The organism is Alloactinosynnema sp. L-07, from assembly GCF_900070365.1.
In the GTDB taxonomy this organism is placed as follows: Bacteria; Actinomycetota; Actinomycetes; order Mycobacteriales; family Pseudonocardiaceae; genus Actinokineospora.
In genome coordinates this window covers 3879863-3899798 of the sequence record NZ_LN850107.1, presented here as the reverse complement: position 1 = coordinate 3899798, position 19936 = coordinate 3879863, and the positions used below count along the sequence as shown (strand labels likewise).

18 protein-coding genes are annotated in these 19936 nt (G+C 70.8%); 12 read left to right on the top strand and 6 right to left on the bottom strand.

What is annotated here, in order from left to right; genetic code table 11:
• Positions 1-108: 108 nt before the first annotated feature.
• Complete coding sequence (locus BN1701_RS17195) at positions 109-1632, bottom strand: hypothetical protein (protein ID WP_054050098.1); 1524 nt, start codon at positions 1630-1632, stop codon at positions 109-111.
• Between the two features lie 95 nt (positions 1633-1727).
• Here BN1701_RS17195 and BN1701_RS17190 point away from each other — a divergent pair, with 95 nt between their 5' ends.
• The 3 genes from BN1701_RS17190 to BN1701_RS17180 all read left to right on the top strand — a co-directional run bounded on the left by BN1701_RS17190 (position 1728) and on the right by BN1701_RS17180 (position 7705).
• The gene (locus BN1701_RS17190) at positions 1728-2846 is read left to right on the top strand and encodes a S8 family peptidase (protein WP_054050096.1); all 1119 of its coding nucleotides are present in this window, start codon (positions 1728-1730) and stop codon (positions 2844-2846) included.
• Positions 2847-3075: 229 nt separating this feature from the next.
• Entirely contained in the window at positions 3076-4146 is a 1071-nt protein-coding gene (locus BN1701_RS17185; RefSeq protein WP_054050095.1) for a discoidin domain-containing protein, read from the top strand.
• A gap of 184 nt (positions 4147-4330) precedes the next feature.
• Positions 4331-7705: a pyruvate carboxylase gene (locus tag BN1701_RS17180; RefSeq protein ID WP_054050093.1), complete on the top strand. Its 3375-nt coding sequence runs from the start codon at positions 4331-4333 to the stop codon at positions 7703-7705.
• Positions 7706-7770: 65 nt separating this feature from the next.
• Here the strand turns inward: BN1701_RS17180 and BN1701_RS37990 are convergent, their stop codons facing one another.
• The gene (locus tag BN1701_RS37990) at positions 7771-9243 is read right to left on the bottom strand and encodes a diguanylate cyclase (protein WP_157368034.1); all 1473 of its coding nucleotides are present in this window, start codon (positions 9241-9243) and stop codon (positions 7771-7773) included.
• A gap of 10 nt (positions 9244-9253) precedes the next feature.
• A complete protein-coding gene (locus BN1701_RS17170) occupies positions 9254-11380 on the bottom strand; it encodes an ATP-binding domain-containing protein (RefSeq protein ID WP_054050089.1) in 2127 nt (708 codons plus the stop codon).
• A gap of 137 nt (positions 11381-11517) precedes the next feature.
• On the opposite strand from BN1701_RS17170, the gene rsmD reads away from it, so the two are divergent.
• The gene (gene rsmD / locus BN1701_RS17165; RefSeq protein ID WP_054055925.1) at positions 11518-12093 is read left to right on the top strand and encodes a 16S rRNA (guanine(966)-N(2))-methyltransferase RsmD; all 576 of its coding nucleotides are present in this window, start codon (positions 11518-11520) and stop codon (positions 12091-12093) included.
• A gap of 25 nt (positions 12094-12118) precedes the next feature.
• The gene (gene coaD, locus BN1701_RS17160; protein ID WP_054050087.1) at positions 12119-12613 is read left to right on the top strand and encodes a pantetheine-phosphate adenylyltransferase; all 495 of its coding nucleotides are present in this window, start codon (positions 12119-12121) and stop codon (positions 12611-12613) included.
• Here coaD and BN1701_RS17155 read toward each other — a convergent pair.
• From BN1701_RS17155 to BN1701_RS35635, 3 genes are read right to left on the bottom strand one after another with little or no spacing between them, the layout of a single operon-like run.
• Positions 12604-13080, bottom strand: a complete 477-nt coding sequence (locus BN1701_RS17155) for a PPC domain-containing DNA-binding protein (protein ID WP_054050086.1) — start codon at positions 13078-13080, stop codon at positions 12604-12606. The two genes, coaD and BN1701_RS17155, sit on opposite strands and share 10 nt — an antisense overlap.
• Before the next feature lie 5 nt (positions 13081-13085).
• Complete coding sequence (locus BN1701_RS17150; protein ID WP_231949627.1) at positions 13086-14144, bottom strand: asparaginase; 1059 nt, start codon at positions 14142-14144, stop codon at positions 13086-13088.
• 41 nt (positions 14145-14185) lie between these two features.
• Positions 14186-15676 carry a helix-turn-helix transcriptional regulator gene (locus tag BN1701_RS35635; protein WP_054050084.1) on the bottom strand — a complete coding sequence of 497 codons (1491 nt, stop codon included), beginning with the start codon at positions 15674-15676 and terminating at the stop codon, positions 14186-14188.
• Positions 15677-15822: 146 nt separating this feature from the next.
• Between BN1701_RS35635 and BN1701_RS17140 the strand changes: the two genes are divergently transcribed.
• From BN1701_RS17140 to BN1701_RS17115, 7 genes are all read left to right on the top strand, one after another.
• Positions 15823-17031, top strand: coding sequence for a radical SAM protein (locus BN1701_RS17140; protein ID WP_231949626.1), 1209 nt, complete (start codon positions 15823-15825; stop codon positions 17029-17031).
• Positions 17028-17666, top strand: coding sequence for a 3'-5' exonuclease (locus BN1701_RS17135; RefSeq protein WP_054050082.1), 639 nt, complete (start codon positions 17028-17030; stop codon positions 17664-17666). The genes BN1701_RS17140 and BN1701_RS17135 overlap by 4 nt, the downstream gene beginning before the upstream one ends.
• The gene (locus BN1701_RS17130) at positions 17663-18265 is read left to right on the top strand and encodes an AAA family ATPase (protein WP_172803269.1); all 603 of its coding nucleotides are present in this window, start codon (positions 17663-17665) and stop codon (positions 18263-18265) included. The genes BN1701_RS17135 and BN1701_RS17130 overlap by 4 nt, the downstream gene beginning before the upstream one ends.
• A gap of 124 nt (positions 18266-18389) precedes the next feature.
• Entirely contained in the window at positions 18390-18704 is a 315-nt protein-coding gene (locus BN1701_RS17125) for a hypothetical protein (RefSeq protein WP_054050078.1), read from the top strand.
• Complete coding sequence (locus tag BN1701_RS17120) at positions 18701-19024, top strand: hypothetical protein (protein ID WP_054050076.1); 324 nt, start codon at positions 18701-18703, stop codon at positions 19022-19024. Before BN1701_RS17125 ends, BN1701_RS17120 begins: the two co-directional genes overlap by 4 nt.
• Entirely contained in the window at positions 19014-19277 is a 264-nt protein-coding gene (locus BN1701_RS35630; RefSeq protein ID WP_157368033.1) for a hypothetical protein, read from the top strand. Before BN1701_RS17120 ends, BN1701_RS35630 begins: the two co-directional genes overlap by 11 nt.
• Before the next feature lie 260 nt (positions 19278-19537).
• Positions 19538-19921 carry a hypothetical protein gene (locus BN1701_RS17115; RefSeq protein WP_054050074.1) on the top strand — a complete coding sequence of 128 codons (384 nt, stop codon included), beginning with the start codon at positions 19538-19540 and terminating at the stop codon, positions 19919-19921.
• The last annotated feature ends 15 nt before the right edge of the window (positions 19922-19936 follow it).

Below are 19936 nucleotides of genomic sequence, written 5' to 3'. Positions count from 1 at the left end.
CCCTTGATCACGCTGCCTCCGCCTCCAAGCCCAGGCCTCAAGTTCGTCGACCCCTTAAAAGCGGCTCGCCCCGACAGCCAGTGGCTGCCGGGGCGAAACTCAAGGACCTCAGCGTCGAGCGCCCGCCGGCTTGTTTCCATTGGTGTTGGCGGCAGGCTTGACCGCACCAGCGAAATGCTTCTTAGCCTCTTCAAGCAGCGAGAACGCGTTGGTGACCTGCTCCGACACTCGAGTCTCGTAGTCCGTGGCCGCGTGGTGCTTCGCCGCTGCCTCGGTCGACTTCGCCTCGGCTTCGGCGAGCAAAGCCGTGGTCTTCTTCTCGACCGACTCGCGCAGCGCCGTGGTCTCCTTCTCGACCGACGCCCGCAGGGCCGTCGTCTCCTTCTCGGTCGTCGCCCGCTGCGCCGAGGTCTCCTTGTCGGTCGACGCGCGGAGCTCTGAGGTCTCCTTCTCGGCCAACGCCCGCAGCGCCGTGGTCTCCTCATCGATCGCGGCGCGCTTGGCGGCGATCTCGGTGTCGGCGGCCGCCATCTGGTCGGTGACCAGCGCGTTGGTCTCGGCCTGCAGCTTCTCGGCCTCGGCGACCAGCTTGGCGGCGCGCTTCTCGGCGGAGTCGAGGCGGGCGGTGATCTCGGTGTCGGCCTTGGCGGTGCGGTCGGCGAGGTCCTGCTCGATCTCGTCGCCGCGGGCGGCCAGCGTGCGCTCCAGCTCCGCGGTGCGCTCGGCGAAGGTGGCCTCGGCCTGCTCGGTGCGGGCGGCGAGGTCGGCCTCGGCGGCCGTGCGCTTGGTGAGGAGGTCCTGTTCGGCCTGCTCGTCGGCGGCGGCGCGCTTGGTGTCCGCGTCGGTGTCGAGCTGGCCGCGGATGCGCAGAGCCTCGGCGTCGAGTTCGTCGCGGTGGGTCGAGGCGTCGTCGTAGAGCTGGGCGATGCGGGCCTCGTTGGCCTTGGACTGGCGTTCGATCTCGGCGCGCGAGTCGGCCATGAGCTTGGTGTGCTCGGCGCCCAGCGCGGTCCGCATGCCCTCGTATTCGGCGTCGAGCTCCGCGCGGTTGCGCTTGTAGTCCGCCTCTAGCTGCTTGCCCCGCTCGATGGCGTCGGCGACGAGCTTGTCGTGCTTGGCCTTGAGGTTGGCGGCATACGCGTCGGCGTCGGCGCGGCGGCCCGCTGCGGCCTCGTCGGCGGCGCGGACGGTGTTGGCCGCGTAGTTGTCGGCCTTGCCGCGGGTCTGGCCCGCGTAGTCGTCGGCCGCGGCGCGCACGCCCGCACCGTGCGCGTCGGCCTCGGCCCGCACGCCCTGGGCGTAGTCGTCGGCCTGGCGCTTGAAGTCGGCGATCTCCTCGTTCGCCAGCTCCATCATCAGGCGGACGCGCTCGGTCATGCCCTCGGTGCTGTTGGGGTTCGCGCTGATCCGGTTGAGCCGGGTCGTTGTCTCCAGCAATTGCTGTTGCAACGATCCGAGCGACTTCGTCAGCTCGGCGACCTTGGCTGAGGCGTCGTCGCGACCCTTCGCCGCGTGGCGCAGGTCGTAGGTGAGGCGGGTGACCCGCTCGTTCACCTGACGCGGGTTGTACCCCCGCAGGACAGTGTCGAAGTGCGGGACCTTGTCAGCGGACTCAGCGTCACCAGAGGGCATTGCGCCACTTTAGTGGGTCCCTCGAACGTGTCGATTGCCGGTCCGGCAATTGGGGATGATTGTTTCGTTGCACCGGTCCCACCTAGATCAGGTATATGACCTTCTTTCGGATCGGCCTGACCGCCATGACCGTCTGTCTCGCTGTCGCCGCGCCCGCCGCCGCCGAGGCTTCGTCCGGCTACGTCGTCATCATGAAGGCAGGCTCAGCCGACGCGCTCGCAAACCGCCACGGCGGCACCGTCGAACACCGCTATTCCACTGTCTTACAAGGATTCTCGGCCCGGATGACGGCCAAGCAGGCGCGGTCGCTCGCCGCCGACCCCGCCGTCGACTACGTCGTCGCCGACACCCCTGTGCGCGCGCTCGGCGAGCAGCTCAACCCGCCGTGGGGACTCGACCGGATCGATCAGCGCACCCTGCCGCTCGACTCGCGCTACCGCTATAACACCACGTCTCCGAATGTTCACGCCTATGTCATAGACACTGGCGTGAAAGCGACCCACCAGGACTTCGGCGGCCGCGTGTCCGGCGGCTATGACTTCGTCGACAACGACACCGATCCGACCGACGGCAACGGGCACGGCACCTTCGTCGCGGGCATTGTCGGCGGCAAGACCTATGGCGTGGCCAAGCAAGTCAAGATCGTTCCGGTTCGGGTGCTCAACAATTCCGGCTCAGGAACGATCTCCGGAGTGATCGCCGGTATCGACTGGGTGACCCGCAACGCGGTGAAGCCCGCCGTGGCGAACATGAGCCTTGGCGGCTCGGCGAACCAGGCCCTCGACGACGCGGTCCGCCGCTCGATCGCCTCGGGCGTCACCTACTCGGTCCCGGCGGGCTCGTCGGCGAGCCTGGCGAGCAACTTCTCGCCCGCCCGCGTCGCCGAGGCGATCACGTCCGCGGCCGTCGACCGCAACGACTGCGTCTCCCGCAGCTCCAACCACGGGCCCGCGGTCGACCTCTACGCGCCGGGCGTGCTGATCACCGGACCGTGGATCACCTCCGACACCGCGACGGTCACCATCACCGGCACCTCACTCGCCGCCGCCCACGTCAGCGGCGGCGCGGCCCTCTACTTGGGACTCCACCCGACCGCGACCCCGGCGAAGGTGCAGACGGCTCTGGTCAGCTCGGCGAGCCCCGGGGTGTGCAACCTCCCGCCGAACAGCCCGAACCGCATTCTCTTTACTGGCCCGCCTCCCCGAAATTTCTAGGCCCGGTCGCCTGGCGAGATAGCGCTGAAGTCAGGCGGCAACCGTGGTCGGCCGCCGACACGGTCCCCTTAGCTCGCGTTGCCTGCGCGGAGGCTTCCTTGCCGTGGCAAGGAAGCCTCCGCCGTGGGCCATTCGGGTGGTGGGCCTGGCTGGATCTGGCTGATCCTGAAACGATTTCGGGTGGGCCCACCGGTGCGCCTGTTCTTGGCCGTTTCGGAAGGATCACCTCGTGCCCACAGGCGGAAAGCGCCGCTGGCTGCCGCTCGTCGCCGCCGTCGCCCTGGCCGCGCCGCCCATCCCGGCCACCGCCGCACCCAGCCCCGCCGCGCCGCGTGCGGCCGATCCTCTCGACATCCCACAGGCCATCGCCGAGTTCTGGGCCGCCTATCGCGGGGACGACGACCTCCGCCGCGCGCTGGCCAAGCTCGATCACCGGGTGCGCACCTCCGGGGTCAGCGGCGGGGAGTCGGTGCGCCGGGCCGCGCGGATACTGCTCGCCCACAGCGAGGGTCGGTTCCGCCGGGCCTGGGGCGAGCGACTACGCCTGCCGAGCACCCCGACGCCCTACCAACGATTCGTAGACCGCGCCAAAGCGGCGTCGGACGCCGCGTTCGGCATCGGGCCCACTCAGCCCCGGCCCGTCACCGCGCTCGGCGCCTACGGCGACCACCTGCCCGCCCGCATGGCCGACGGCGACGCGCGCACCTACTTCTGGAGCGACGGCCCGCCGGTGCCCGGGTCCCAGGTCATCCTCGACCTCGGCCGCGTCCGCCGGGTCAGCCAAGTCGGCATCGAGATGGGCCAGGCCGACCGCCCGCGCGACTACCTGCGCGCGGGCGTGCTGGAGCAGTCGGTCGACGGGGTGCGGTGGACCCCGGTCCGCCGCGTCGACGCGCCGTCGGTGGTGGCCACGGTGTCCGACCCGACCCGCTACCTGCGCCTGCGGGCGGTCCGGGGGCAGCGCCAGTGGCTGGTGGTCCGCGAGTTCACCGTCGTCCCTTCGCCGGTCGACGCGAGCGCGGACGGTGACGCCGACACCGTGTTCCCCGTCACCTCCGGCGCCATCGAGGTACCCATCGGTGAGACCCGGCAGGTCACCGGGGTGATCGTGCTCGCGGGTCGGGCGACGCCCGCGCGCGGCGAAGTCCAGCTCCTTGACCCGGCGGGCACGTGGCATACGGTGGGCCGGGTCGAGGGCGAGTACACCGACATCCCCACGCCAGGGGCGCCCGCGACCCGCGTAAGGGTGGTTTTCCCGGCGGGCCAGCCCGCTTTGGTGCACGAGGTACTCGTGCGCTGAGGGCCCTCGGGCACCAGAATGTCCGGTGGGTGAGACCGATCGGTTCGAGGGTCGACCAAGCCGTTGGATCGTGGCAGGTTAACGACAGGCATGGCGTCCGTCACGTGGGACGATGCTCCCGACTGGCGGGACAAACACGGTAACCTCCTGCGACCGACCCTCAGGTAGCAGGAGGTATCCGCGCATGTTTCGCAAGGTGCTCGTCGCCAACCGCGGCGAGATCGCGATCCGGGCGTTCCGGGCCGGCTATGAACTCGGCGCCGGGACTGTCGCGGTGTTCCCACATGAGGACCGCAACTCCCAGCACCGGATGAAGGCCGACGAGGCGTACGAGATCGGCGAGCCCGGACACCCGGTGCGCGCGTACCTGTCGGTCGAGGAGATCGTCAAGGCGGCCAAGAAGGCGGGCGCCGACGCGGTCTACCCCGGCTACGGCTTCCTGTCGGAGAACCCCGAACTGGCCACCGCGTGCGCCGAGGCAGGCATCACCTTCGTCGGCCCCACCGCCGACATCCTGGAGCTGACCGGCAACAAGGCCCGCGCCATCGCCGCGGCCAAGGCCGCGGGCCTGCCCGTGCTGCAGTCCTCGGAGCCGTCCAAGGACGTCGAGGCGCTGCTCACCAAGGCCGAGGACATCGGCTTCCCGATCTTCGTCAAGGCGGTCGCGGGCGGCGGCGGGCGCGGCATGCGCCGCGTCGAGGAGCCCAAGGCGCTGCGCGAGTCGCTGGAAGCGGCCATGCGGGAGGCCGAGTCCGCCTTCGGTGACCCGACGGTCTTCCTTGAGCAGGCCGTGGTCGACCCGCGCCACATCGAGGTGCAGATCCTCGCCGACGGCGACGGCAACGTCATCCACCTCTACGAGCGCGACTGCTCGCTGCAGCGGCGCCACCAGAAGGTCATCGAGCTGGCGCCCGCGCCGAACCTCGACCCCGAGCTGCGCGACCGGATCTGCGCCGACGCGGTCAAGTTCGCCCGCCACATCGGCTACCTGAACGCGGGCACGGTCGAGTTCCTGCTCGACACGCGCGGCCATCACGTCTTCATCGAGATGAACCCGCGCATCCAGGTCGAGCACACGGTGACCGAGGAGGTCACCGACGTCGACCTCGTGCAGTCGCAGCTGCGAATCGCCGCGGGGGAGACGCTGGCCGACCTTGGCCTGACCCAGGACGCGATCTACGTGCGCGGCGCGGCCCTGCAGTGCCGCATCACCACCGAGGATCCCGCCAACGGCTTCCGCCCCGACACCGGCATGATCAGCGCCTACCGCTCCCCGGGCGGCGGCGGCATCCGGCTCGACGGCGGCACCGCGGCGGGCGCCGAGGTCAGCGCCCACTTCGACTCGATGCTGGTCAAGCTCACCTGCCGCGGCCGCGACCTCGACGCCGCGGTGCGCCGGGCCAAGCGCGCCGTCGCCGAGTTCCGCATCCGGGGCGTGGCCACGAATATCCCGTTCCTGCAGGCCGTGCTGGACGACGAGGACTTCGTCGCAGGCCGGGTCACCACGTCGTTCATCGAGCAGCGTCCGCACCTGCTGACCGCCCGCAGCTCGGCCGACCGCGGCACCCGGCTGCTCACCTACCTGCTCGACGTGACGGTCAACAAGCCGCACGGTGAGCGGCCCAAGGTGATCGACCCGCGGCAGAAGCTGCCCGAGATCGACCTGGCCGCCGAGCCGCCCGCCGGGTCCAAGCAGAAGCTCGTCGAGCTGGGCCCCGAGGGCTTCGCGCGCTGGCTGCGCGAGTCGAAGAACGTCGGTGTCACCGACACGACCTTCCGCGACGCCCACCAGTCGCTGCTGGCCACCCGGGTGCGCACCAAGGACCTGCTGGCCGTGGCCCCGCACGTCGCGCGGATGACCCCGGAGCTGCTCTCGCTGGAGTCCTGGGGCGGCGCGACCTACGACGTGGCGCTGCGGTTCCTCGCCGAGGACCCGTGGGAGCGGCTCGCGGCGCTGCGCGAGGCCGTGCCCAACATCTGCCTGCAGATGCTGCTGCGTGGCCGCAACACCGTCGGGTACACGCCGTACCCGACCGAGGTGACTACCTCATTCGTCCAGGAGGCGACGAAGACCGGCATCGACATCTTCCGGATCTTCGACGCGCTCAACGACGTCGAGCAGATGCGCCCGGCCATCGAGGCCGTGCGCGAGACCGGGACCGCCATCGCCGAGGTCGCACTCTGCTACACCGCCGACCTGTCCAACCCGGCCGAACAGCTCTACACGCTTGACTACTACCTCAAGCTGGCCGAGCAGATCGTCGGCGCGGGCGCGCACGTGCTGGCGGTCAAGGACATGGCGGGCCTGCTGCGCCCGCCCGCCGCGGCCCGGCTGATCACCGCGCTGCGCAAGGAGTTCGACCTCCCGGTCCACCTGCACACCCACGACACCGCGGGCGGCCAGCTGGCCACCTACCTGGCGGCCATCCAGTCCGGTGTGGACGCTGTCGACGGCGCGGTCGCGTCGATGTCGGGCACCACCTCGCAGCCGTCGCTCTCGGCCATCGTCGCAGCCACCGACCACAGCGAGCGCGAGACCGGCCTGTCGCTTCAGGCGGTGTCGGACCTGGAGCCGTACTGGGAGATCGTGCGCCGGGTGTACCGGCCGTTCGAGGCGGGCCTGCCGTCGCCGACCGGTCGCGTCTACCACCACGAGATCCCCGGCGGCCAGCTGTCGAACCTGCGCACCCAGGCCGTCGCTCTCGGCCTCGGCGACCGGTTCGAGGAGATCGAGACCATGTACGCCGCCGCCGACCGGATGCTCGGCAGGCTGGTCAAGGTCACCCCGTCGTCCAAGGTCGTCGGCGACCTCGCCCTGCACCTGGTCGGCGCGGGCGTCGACCCGAAGGAATTCGAGAGCGAGCCGGGCCGCTTCGACATCCCCGACTCCGTCGTCGGCTTCCTGCACGGCGAACTCGGCGACCCCGCGGGCGGCTGGCCGGAGCCCTTCCGCAGCAAGGCCATCCAGGGCCGCCCCACCCCCAAGGGCGTCACCGAGCTGACCGAGGAGGACCGCGCGGGCCTGGCCGTCGCCCCACGCGCCACGCTCAACCGGCTGCTGTTCCCTGGCCCGACCAAGGAGTTCCTGGCCCACCGCGACCAGTACGGCGACACCAGCGTGCTGGCCAGCAAGGACTTCTTCTTCGGCCTGGAGCAGGGCAAGGAGTACGCGGTCGGCATCGGCAAGGGCGTGACCCTGCTGATCGAACTGGAAGCCATCGCCGACGCCGACGAGCGCGGCATGCGCACTGTCCTGGCGACCCTCAACGGGCAGCTGCGACCGATCCAGGTCCGCGACCGGGCGATCGCGTCGGACCTGCCGGTCGCCGAGAAGGCCGACAAGTCCAACGCCAACCACGTCGCCGCGCCGTTCGCGGGCGTCGTCACCCTGGCCGTCGGCGAGGGCGACGAGGTCGAGGCGGGCGCCACGGTCGCCACGATCGAGGCGATGAAGATGGAGGCGGCCATCACCGCGCCCAAGGCGGGCAAGGTCACCCGGCTCGCTATCGGCCCGGTGCAACAGGTCGAGGGCGGGGACTTGCTGGTCGTCCTGGGCTGACCTACACACGTCCAACGGGAAACGCCTCGGCACACAGTGCCGAGGCGTTTCTTTCTTTCGTGTACTCAGCCCCGCGCGCTCTTGCGGGCGTACATCGCCCGGTCCGCCGCCGCCAGCGCCGCGGCGGGCCCCCAGGAGGTCAGCTCCGCCCACCCGATGCTGATCCCCACCCCCGTTCCCGGCGCCAGCTCGTCCCAGTTCTCCCTGGCCAGTGCCACGCTTATCCTGTCCTCGACCTCCACCGCCGCCGCCAACGACGTGTCCGCCAGCACCGCCACGAACTCGTCGCCGCCGTATCGCGCCAGGAAGTCCCCCTTCCGCAACGACGACGTGACCACCGCCGCGATTCGGGCAAGGACGGCGTCTCCCGCCAAGTGACCGTGCTCGGTGTTGACGGCCTTGAAATTGTCCAGGTCCAGCAACCCCACGACCGCGGGCTCCCGCCGCGCGCTGATCTCGGCCAAGCGTTCTTCGAGGTGGCGGCGGTTGGGCAGGCCGGTCAGCGGATCGGTCAGCGCGGCGGCGGCGTACTCGGACAGGACGGCGTGGTCCACTCGCGACCGCGCCGCCAGTCTGCGCAGGTTCTGCCACGGTTCGGTGAACCGGCGGATGGCCCGCCGTTCCGCGGCGAGCGCGCCCGTCGGGTCGCCCATCGAGGTCAGCGCGATCGAGCGCAGCCGCAGGATCTCCACCTCGTGCACCAGGTTCACCGGCGCCATCTCGTCCAGCGCCACCAGCACCTCCCCGGCCCGTCCGGCGCTGATCGCCAGGCACACGCGGATAAGGCCGCGGTAGGGGTTGGCGGCCTGGTCGGCGCCCAGCGGCATCAGCCGCCGCGGGTCGATCCCGGGATCGCCGCCGAGGAGCTGGTACCGCGCCGCCGCGTACGCGAAGTAGACGCGGTCCGCCATCGCCAGACGATCGAGCTCGCCCGCCAACCTACGGGCGTCGGCGCAGAGTTCGGACAGGAGCACGGCGCACCGGTCGGTGTCGCCGCGGTGGTCGGCCGTCACCGCCGCGGTCAGCCGCATCGGGGCGTCCTCGTAGGGCAGGCCCCAGCGCGCGGCGGACTCGCGCGCGTGCCGCAGCGAGATGTCGACCTCGTCGGCCATACCCAGTTCGCCCGCGGTCCACGCCAGGTCGAACCACGCCACCGCCGCCGTTACGCTCGGGCGGCTCTGGGCGGTCACCCGGATCCCGTCGACGACATGCAGCATCGCGTCCTCGACATCGCCCACCCCGAACGCCACGGCGCCCGCCAGGGCATGGAACTCGCCGACGAGCGCGGGCACCGGGAACCGCTCGACCGCGCCGCGGGCGCGGGCGAACACGTCGGCGAACCCCGGCGTGTCCGTCCGGCCCAGGCCGAACAGTGCGCCCACCGAGAACAGGTGCGCCTGGGTCCGCTCGTACGGATCGGTGCTGTACCGGCTCAGCATCGCCGACCAGGACACGACCTGACCCAGCCTGCCTGCGTCCATGAGCCTCAAGAGGCTCTCGCAGTCACCCGCCTGGCGACTCGGATCGGGTTCCGGCACGGGCCGCTCCTCAGCTGTCCGGCCAGTTCGGGTCGGTCGTCACGACGGTGAGCCGCTGGGTGGCCCGGGTGAGCGCGACATACAGCGTCCGCGGCCCCGTCGTCGACTCCGACACCAGCTCCGCGGGCTCGACGAGCACGACCGCGTCGTACTCCAAGCCCTTCGACTCCAGCCCGTCGACCACCCGCAGCCGCTCGTCGTTGAGCCGTTCGATCGCCGACCGGGTCGAGTCGACCCGGCTGGTCGCGGTGATCACCCCGACCGTGCCGTCGACCGTGCCGAGCAGCTCCCGCGCCGCGGCGACGGCGACGTGGGTCAGCTCGTCGAACCCGCACAGCTCGATCGCGGGTTCGATGCCGGTGCTGCGCACCGCGTGCGGCAGCTGCTCGGGGGTCGATACATCGCGCACGACCTTGCCGGCGAGGTCGAAGATCTCCGCCGAGTTCCGGTAGTTGGTGCGCAGCGCGAACTGTCGGCGCTCGGTCCGGGGACCGCCGAACGCGCCGTCCTGCGCCTGCCGCGCCTCCGCCGGGTCCGGCCACGAGCTCTGCACCGGGTCGCCGACGACGGTCCAGCTCGCGTACTTGCCCCGCCTGCCGACCATCCGCCACTGCATCGGGGACAGGTCCTGCGCCTCGTCGACGACGATGTGGGAGAACTCGTCGTAGTCGTCAGGACGGTGGTAGCCGGGGCCGCTCTGCCGCTCCGACCAGGTCTTCAGCTCCGCCATCGACGTGTCCGTTCGTCGCTTCTTACGCTTCGGCGGCTTGCCGAGCAGCACCCGCAGCTCGTCGAGCAGGGCGACGTCGGCCACCGACGGGCCGCCGTTCGTGTCGGCCCACGAGTCGGCCAGCATATCCACTTCGGTCCGGGTGAGCCCGCGGCCCGCGATCCGCGACAGCCGCCGCCGGTCGCCGAGGGAGCGCAGGATCTCGGCTGGGGTCAGCAGCTGCCACCAGACGACGACGAACCGGTGGAAGTCGATCCGCTCACCCAGCTCGGTGATCAGCTCGGCCCGCTTCACCGGGAAGTCGGTGTACGAGTCGGCCTTGCGCCACAGCGCCTCCAGCAGCGCCTCGGCGGCGTCCACGCGCGACTGATTCGGCGGGCGCTTGCCGTTGTGCACGTTGTTGCGCACCACGGCCAACTCGCGTGCGTCGAGCTTGAGGACCTCGCCCCGGTACATGATCCGGAACTCGTGTTGCGCGTCCGAGGGCGCCTCGCGGATGGCGCGCTTGAGCACCCGGCGCATCCGCAGCGAACCCTTGACCGCGGCGACCGGGGCCGGGTCGACTCGGACCGCCTTGACCCCGTCGAGCAGGTCGGACAGCGACCGCAACTCGACGTTGTCCTCACCCATCGATGGCAGCACGCGCGAGATGTAGGAGGTGAACGCGGGGGACGGGCCGACCACCAGCACCCCGGAGCCGCCCATCCGGCGGCGGTCGCGGTAGAGCAAGTAGGCCACGCGGTGCAGCGCGACCGCGGTCTTGCCGGTGCCGGGGCCGCCGGTGATCTCGGTGACGCCCCGCCACGGGGCCCGGATCGCCTCGTCCTGCTCCTTCTGGATGGTGGCGACGATGTCGCGCATGTTCTCGCCACGCGCGCGGGTCAGGCTCGCCATCAGCGCGCCCTCGCCGACCACCGCCATGCTGTCGATGTGCCGCTCGGGCATCAGCAGGTCGTCGTCGATGTCGACCACCGACTGCCCGGTCGAGCGGATCACCCGCCGCCGGATCACGTCCATCGGCTGCTCGGCGGTCGCCTGGTAGAACGGCGACGCCGCCGGGGCACGCCAGTCGGTGACCAGGTTGTCGAAGTTGATGTCCCGCACGCCAAGACGGCCCACGTACATCGTCTCGCCGGACGTGTCGTCGAGCCGCCCGAAGACCAGGCCCTCATGCTCGGCGTCGAGCGTGCGCAGGATCTGGTTGGCGTGGCGGACCATCACGTCCCGCTCGAACAGCATCGCAGCCTGCTCGAACACCGCCTCGTTGCGCGCGCCGTGTGCCAGCGCGTCACCCCGGTTCCGCATCGCTTCTGCCTCGCCGCGCATCTCTTCGACCCGCGCGTAGACGACGTCGACATGCTTCTGCTCGACCGCGATCTCGGCCTCTCTCACAGAGGGTTCCGACACGCAGCGCTCCCCGGTTGTTCGAATACAGGAAGAGCGAGATTACGCGCTTTGGGTCGCGGCTGAATCAGGCTCATGTCGGATGTGCTCGTCCTCACCCCATTTGGGGTGCCGCGGCGCTGCTCAGGCACCATGTGCTCGTGACCAGGATCGTGGCGGGCGCGGCCGGTGGCCGCAGGCTCGCGGTGCCGCCGAAGGGGACCCGTCCCACGTCGGACCGGGTACGGGAGGCCCTGTTCAGCGCGTTGGAGGCCGGGGTCGGCCTGCACGGCGCGCGGGTGCTCGACCTGTACGCGGGCTCGGGCGCCTTGGGTTTCGAGGCGCTGTCGCGGGGCGCGGCCGTGGCCACCCTGGTCGAGTCCGACCGCAACGCCGTGGCCGTCCTCAAGCGCAACGCCGCCACCGTGGCGCTGCCCGGGGCCGACATCCGGCTGGGGAAGGTCGCCACGGTGCTGGCGGTGCCGCCCGTCGAACCGTACGACGTCGTCTTCGCCGACCCGCCCTACGCCGTCGAGGGGCCAGAGCTGGCGGTCATGCTGCGCGCACTGGTCGACAACGGCTGGACCACACCGGGCGCCACGATCGTGGTCGAGCGCGACAGCCGGGCGGGGGAGCCCGCCTGGCCGGAGCCGCTGGCCGGAACCCGCTCCCGCCGCTACGGCGACACAGAGTTGCACTGGGCGACACACGTGACATCGGACACCGACTCAGCGTGACCGCGGGCTGCTACGGTCCAGATTCATGACGCGCGCTGTCTGCCCGGGCTCATACGACCCCCCCACCAACGGCCACCTCGACATCATCGAGCGCGCCGCGGCGCTGTTCGACGAGGTCGTCGTCGCGGTGATGATCAACAAGACCAAGCGGGGCCTCTTCACGGTCGAGGAGCGCATGGACATGCTCCGCGAGACCGCCGCCCACCTCCCCAACGTGCGCGTCGACTCCTGGCACGGCCTGCTGGTCGACTACTGCAAGCAGCACGACGTCCAGGCCATCGTGAAGGGCCTGCGCGCGGTCAGCGACTTCGACTACGAGCTGCAGATGGCCCAGATGAACCAGGGCCTGACCGGTGTGGAGACGATGTTCATGCCGACCTCGCCGCTGAACAGCTTCCTGTCGAGCTCACTGGTCAAGGAGGTGGCGACGTACGGCGGCGCGGTCTCCCACCTCCTCCCCGAAATCGTCCACACCCGCCTGCTCAAGCGCTTGGAAGAAAACCGCGCCGCTCAGGACTGATCGACCGGGGGGACGAACCTCAGGAGGGGCACGTCGTAGAGGTCTGGCCGGCGTTCGCGGCGCATGACCGGGTCGGTGACCTCGATGACGAGCATCTCGGTGAGGAACAGGACCTCTGCGGCGAGCAGGTGGCTTGTGTAGCCGGTGGCGGCATGTTCCTTGAGGCCGACGGCGACGTGGATGTGGGGGAGGACCTGGTCGGTGTCGGGGTCGTAGGCCAGCGTGCCGCCGCCGAAGGCTTCGACGTTGGTCAGGTGGACCTTGGTCCACACGGGCGCGTTCGGGTCGTCGAGTTTGTCGCACGTGCCGACGATGTCGACCTCGGCGAATCCGGCGATGAACGAGGGGATGTAGCCGTGGCGGACGTTGTTGACGCGGCAGAACTCGGCTAGGGCGGTGAAGAAGTCCTCGCCATGGTCGAAGGTGACGCCGAAGGAGCGCCCGAGGGTGAGGTCGTGGCTGCGCACGGGGTCTAGGGCTCCTGGCTAACGGTGGGGGCGCTCCAGGGCCACGTGCTGGGGTGGGCGTGGCCGCCTGCGGCGTCGAACGCGGCCGCGATCGTGGCGCGGTCAGTGTCGGCGGTGAGCAGGGTGTGAAGCAGGATGCGGGATTTGAGCGGGTCGAGGAATCCGGCGCCGATGAGGCCGTGGTCGAGCAGGTCGCGTTCGCTGCCGGGGAACGCGTAGGTGGAGCGCAGTGTGGACCCGGATCCGGTGCGGGAGGCCAGAACCACGGGGATCCGGTCTGCGATCTTCGCCAGGAGCGGCACGAGATCGGCGGGGACGTGTCCGACGCCGAAGGCGGCCACCACGAGTCCGTCGAGCCGGTCGGCGGCGGCCATCATCGTGCCGTCGTCGCCCAGGGAGATCGTGGCCAAGCCGACCCGCTTGCCGGGCATGCGGGGTCCAGCGGGGACGGTGGTGCGGTCGGCGAGGCGGTTGTGCAGCCGGGGCCGGCCTTCGAGGACCGCGCCGAGCGGGCCGCCGTTGAGTGACTGGAAGGTGGCGCCGCTGGTGGAGTGGGTCTTGCGGACCCGGCGGGCGGCGTGGATCTCGTCGGCGAGCACGACCAGGCAGCCCTGCCCACGCAGCTCGGGGCTGGCGGCGACCTGGATGGCGGCGAGGACGTTCGCCGGGCCGTCGGCTCCGGCCAGAGTCGGGTTGCGCATCGCACCGGTCACCACCAGCGGCTGCGGGCCTTGATGAAGCAGGTCGAGCAGGTAGGCCGTCTCCTCGATCGTGTCGGTGCCCTGGGTGACCACCGCGCCGTCCACATCGCTGTCGGCGAGCCGGGTTGTGATCGCGTCGGCGAGTTCGGTCAGGTCGTCGAAGGTCAGGGACGCGCCCGGCTTGCGGCGGAAGTCGACGACGTCGACGGTGATGCCGGTGTCGGCCAGGCCCGGTACGGCGGCGACGAGTTGTTCGGCCGACAGGGCGGGCACGACGCCGCCGGTGTCGCTGCTGGTCATGGCGATGGTGCCGCCGAGGCCGAACACGACGACACGACGGTTGGCTTGCTGGGCGTCAGGCACCCTGATCCTTCCCGGGCCACGTGCGGACAGTGATCGGCAGCCTACTGCTCGCCGTGCCGTTCACCGAGGCTGCCGAGGAACCGGCAGGCCTTGTCCAGCCCGGCCGTGGACAGCAGCCTGCTGCGTGGTTGGGCCAGGCCCACGGTGCCGTAGTCGCCGAGGTCGGCGCAGCGTCGGGTGAGCCAGGCCCAGTCCAGGTCGAGGTAGGCGGCAAGCGCCCGCAACCGGGCAGGCGGCGTCGGTCCGGCGATCATGGAGTGGGCATCGGCGTATTCGCGGGCGTCGGCGAACTCGCGCAGGGCAGGTCGGTCGTCGGTCACGTCGACCTGCCAGACGCCGTCGTGGCCGACCCAGTTGGCCACGATCGCGCGGCGGCTCTGGTCGAGGGCGAACCCGGCAACGGAGCTGTACTCGGGTTCGGCGCACACCTGGACCTCGATGCCGAAGGACTCCATGAGCGCGACCGCGAGCAGCAGCAGGATCCGCTCGGGGCTCAGGGAACCGGTGACGGCCCCGGACGGGACACAGAAGGTGCGGGTGGGTGTCGCGCCGGTGCTGGCGAAGGTGGCCGCGGTGCGGGCCAGGTAGTCGTACTTGTGGGCGAACAGCAGCCAGGTGCTGGACTCCTCGCCTCGTTGCTCGCGGGTCCAGAACGCGGGCACGTCCTGCAGGGCGTCGGCGTGGCGCAGGATGTGGCGGGCGCAGAAGTCCGAGCCCAACCACATTCGCGACACGGCGGTGAGGTCGGCGGCCAGGTCCCGGCCGCCCGTCGACCACGTCGAACTGTCGAATCCGCGCAGGCGGGCCTCCGCGGCGGCCAGGGCGTTGTCGTCGTCGAGCAGGGCGTCGTCGAGATTGGCCACGGCCCACAGCACGCCCAGGGTCAGGTCGTCGAGTTCGTAGGCGCCCGGAATCAGCAGCGGCGCACCGTCCACCGCCTTGGCCAGGCGGACGCGGGCGGCCCGGTTGTCCAAGGCGAACAGCCGCTGACCGGCCGGGCCATCGGCCGAGCCGACAACCAGATTCCGCCCGGGGCGGCGCAGCTCCGGGTCGTCGGCGAGGCCAGTGGGGACGCGCACCACGATGCGCCCGTCGTCCACCGCCGGGTAGCTGGCGGCGGTGATGGTCGATCCGGCGAAGAACCGGCCGGCTGGGACGGAGATAGCGAACCGGCCTCCCTCTACCTGCCGTGCGGGTGGGAAAGCAATGGTGAAGGGGGAGGCAAATCCGGGCAGGTGCGTCGGCGCGGATGCGGGCAGGGCGTGCCGCACGGCCCGCTGGTCGGCTCGCGCCTGCTCGCGCAGGGCCAGCAGCCGCCCGCCCGCGCCGAGTCGGGCGTCCAGAGCCCGGACCAACTCCAGCGACGGCAGGTTGCAGCCGACCCGTTCAGCCAGCGACACGTACTGGCGGGTGTAGCCGACCTGCGCGGCGAGCTGCTTCTGGCTCAGCCCGGCGTCCTTGCGCAGCCGCCGGATCTCGGCGGCCAGCGCCGCGGCGATTGCGCCGATGTCGACGGGGTTGTCCTCGGTCACGGTGGCTCCCGCTCACCTCGTGCCTGCGGAACGAACAGGGAGGCAAATACAGGCTGTAGTCGACTTGCCTCGTTCCGCGATCGTAGCGGGTTCTGGTCCTCTGATCACGGGAAACACCGACCCGCACCATGATCGGGAGGATCTCCGTGACCACCAAGGCGGACGAACTGGCCGCGACACTGTCGTCGCTCGGCCCGCCCCGGCGGCCCTTGCCGCTGCTCACACTGGAGCAGCGGGACAAGGTCCGGCCGGAGTTGCTGGATGTGATCGAGTACCGCAAGTCCGGGCTGAGCGTGAACTGGATCATCGGTTGCCCGCTGGACTGCGGCTACTGCGTGCGGCACCTGTTCGACAACTTCGACATGAAGATCCCACGCCGGCTGATGAGCGAGGCCCAGGCCGCCGACCTGCTGGTCGGGCACCAGTACTTCGTGCCGCACGTGACCCCGATCCAGATGCTGAACCGGGCCACCGACCCCATGCTGGCCACGGTCAAACCCCACACCTTCGCGATGCTGCGCGAACTGGACGAGCAGGGGCTGACCAACCACGTCCTAGTGATCACTCGCTGGCACATCGAGCCAGAGGACTGCGCGGTCCTCAACTCGTTCACCAACATCAAGCTCACGATCCTCGTCACGCACTCCGGCATCGACGACGACCGGATCGAACCGGTCGACTCGACCATCGCCGCCGCGTCGCTGCGCACCGCCTACGACCACGCCGAGAACTACCGGGTGGTGCTGTACTGGCGGCCGATCGTGCCCGGCCTCAACGACACGGACGAGCACATCGCCCGCGCGATCGAGCTGAGCCACCACGCCCACGCCACGGTGTTCACCGGCCTGTTCTTCAAGGACCAGATCCGCGACTACTACCAGGCCCACGGGCTGCCCGAACCCTACGAGGACGGCGCCCGCCGCAAGTTCTTCCCGCAGGATCTGGAGAAGCGGATCCTGGCTCACGCCGCGAAGTTCCCGGCCCGGTCGCCGCTGTTCCGCAAGACCTCGTGCGGGGTCGCCTACGCCCACCGGGTGGCCGACTACAACGGCCACTACGGCATCCGCGAGCTGTGCGACATCTGCCCGTCCCGGCAGCTGCAGCGCTGCGCGGACGCGTGGACCCGGCCCGACGAACGGCGGGTCGCCGACATGGCCGCCCGGTTGGGCGGCACCCTGGTCGAGGTCAACGACCGCGCCGTCGTGGTCGCCGGGCTCGACGAGCAACCCCGCTACCTCATGCAGCACGGCCTGGGCTACCAGGTCCACGACATCGCCAAGCCCCACCACCGCCAACAACACGGCCGCGCCGACACAGGCTGGCCGACCGCGATCGCCACGGAGGACCCGCGATGAGCGCCGACACCCTGACCCCCGAACTGCCCGCGGCCCTGCACGGCAGGCGTCTGGTCGTGGTGGACGTGGAGGGCAACGGCCAGCACCCGCCGGAGATCATCGAACTCGCCGCCCTGCCCATCGACGACCAGAACGGCGGCGCCGAGGCGGACATGCGGACCTGGATGGTCCGGCCGCCGAAGCCGATCACCGCGATGGTCACCCGCAAGGTCCACGGCATCCGCGACGCCGACGTCGCCGACTGCCCCGCCTGGCCCGAGGTCGCGGGCGAGATCGCCGCGCTGCTGGACGGCCGGATCCTGTTGGCGCACAACGCCTCCGTCGAACACCGGGTGATCGGCGCGCACCTGCCCGAGTGGCGCCCGCCGATGGTGCTCGACACCCTCAAGCTCGCCAAGTACGTGTGGCTGGACCTGCCCGGCTACGGCCTGGACAAGCTCGTCGCCCACGCCGGGATCGACCCGGCCGGGTTCGCCGAGTCCGGCCACCACCGCGCCGCCTACGACACCTGGTGCGCCTGGCAGCTGCTGCTGCGCCTGATCGACGACGGCGAACTGGACTGGACGGGCTTGGTCAAGGTCGCCGCCCTGCCCGGGTTCGCCCCGGTTGAGGAACCGGATGGTGGGCTGTGGTGACCGCATCCGAGGTCGAGAAGCCGGTCACGATCGCGGTGCTCGGCACCCACTCCACCGGCAAGTCCACCTTCCTCGCCCGCCTCGCCCACGACCTGCGCCGCAGGCACATCGTCGTCGGCACCGTCGCCGACCTCGGCGAGGCAGCACAACGCATCGGGCTGCCTATCCTGTTCAACCACACCTGGCTGTCCACCCTGTGGATCATGTCCCGCGGCATCAGCGAGGAGATGGAAGCCTGGCTGCACTCCGACGTCGTGCTCATCGACCGCCCCGTCCCCGATGCCCTCGGCTACTACCGGGCCGCTCTGGAGTACCGGCGGGAGAAGCCCGACCCGGTCCAGGTCGCCAAGCTCGAAGCCCTCGCCCTGGGCCACAGCGACCGCTACGACCTGATGTTCCGCACCACTCTGGACCCGACGATTCCGTTGGGTGACAACAAGGTCCGCGACAACGATGCCGAGTTCCGGGTCCTGGCCGACAGTCACGTCGGCGACGTCCTGCGCGACCTGGACCTGCCGCACGAGCTGCTCTCCGTCGACGGCCACGACGCGGCCCTGGAGAAGGCGATCGACTTCGTGACCACCCGGCTCGCCGCGTAGTCGAGCAGCCCCACCCCGAGCAGGCGGCGGGGCCAAGCCTTCCCGGGCCCCGACCCCTTGGCCTCGTCGCCCTCTAGTCCCCACACCCACGCCTGTTTGCTATCGCAACGAGGAGTGATGGTTGATGGCCGTCGCACTGCTTCCCGCCCGCGCGAACCCGCCGACCGGCGCGAACACGATCACGATGCGGGTGCTGCCCCCGGCGCCCCCGCGGTGGCACCGCGGGCTGCTGAACCCGCGCTTGGCGCACCTGCACGAGACACGCAACGGCGTTCCCCGCACGCTGGACTTCGAGGGCCGCCTCGTCGGCATCAGCGTCTGCCGCGTGCTGCTCGGCGGCGGCGAGGTCGATCCCGCCGCACGTCAGGCGCTCTGCCCGCGGTGCGAGGCCGTCGCCGCCGCCATGCACTCGGCGCCTGAGCGAGGTGAGCGGTCGTGAAACTGGACTACGGCCGTGACCGGCACACGGCGCTGCGGCTGGTCGCCTGCGACCGGATCGTCGCCGTCGACTCGATCCTGCGCCGTGTCGACGGCCACGACCTGCAGACCGGCGTGTTCGCCGCGCTGGTCGTCCTGGAGAACGGCGGCTACATCGAGCGGCGCATCCCGGGCAAGCCCGGGACCCGAGCGTGGCCGGTCCGCCTGATGCTCACCGGGACCGGGCTGCTGAGCCGGTTCAACCAGCACCCCGGCCCGGTGGGCGCGTGGCCGGGTCGGTCGCCAGTGGCGCCGACCAGGGGTTGGACCGGTGAGCCATGACCACCAGCAGACCGAGGTGCCGCCGCTGACGTGGGGCACCAACCGCCACGGCGGCGCCTACTACGCGGGCCGGGTGCACGTGGCCTCTGACATACCGCGCGACCGCGCTGTGCGGGCTGCCGATCAACGACACGTGGAGCAGGCGGCCGAATGGGCCGCCGTTGTGCCCAGAGTGCTCGATGGCCGCGATGGCGTGGCTGTTCCCCGCCTCCCCGCCTCCCCGGCGTTGCCACCCGGCACGCCGTCGCACTGATGACTGGCGTGGGCACCCGGCCCCGGCCCGTGCCCACGGCTGGCCCGCTCGGAGCCGTCGCTGTTCCTGCCCGCGGTCGGAATGCTCCCGATTCCGCGTCCACCGCGGCCGCGACTATGCCCGGCAAGCCCACGACCACACGGCTGGCCCCTGGTGGGCCAGCAATCGTACTTCCATGACCCCGGCGATCCGCAGTTCCTTGCCAGCGTGTTGGTCGGACTCCGCCGCCTCTGACCATCACCACCGGGAGCCGAACCACGATGAGCGACTGGGCCGACATCGACCCGCTGCTGGCCGAACTCCGCCGCCGCCACTGGACTATCCACCTCTACGGCGACCCCAAGCGGCCCGACCTGTTCGTCGCGGTGCACCACTGGCGTTCCCGGCGATGCGCCGATGTGGTGATCCTGCGCGGGCACGACCGGGCCGTCGCCTACCGCACAGCCGTCGACGGCGACAGCAATGTCTTCGCCCCGCAGACCGTGCGGTGGTTCACCCAGCTCGACAACCCTGGCGCTGCGGTCTGGGTACTGCGGCGAGCTCTCACGCTCGACCCGCCCTCCGACACCGCCGCAATCTTTCGGCCGCCCTCACTGGACACCGTGCCCGCACACTCCTGGCCCTCAGTGGTCCGACCACTCTGACCGCGCACCATGGGA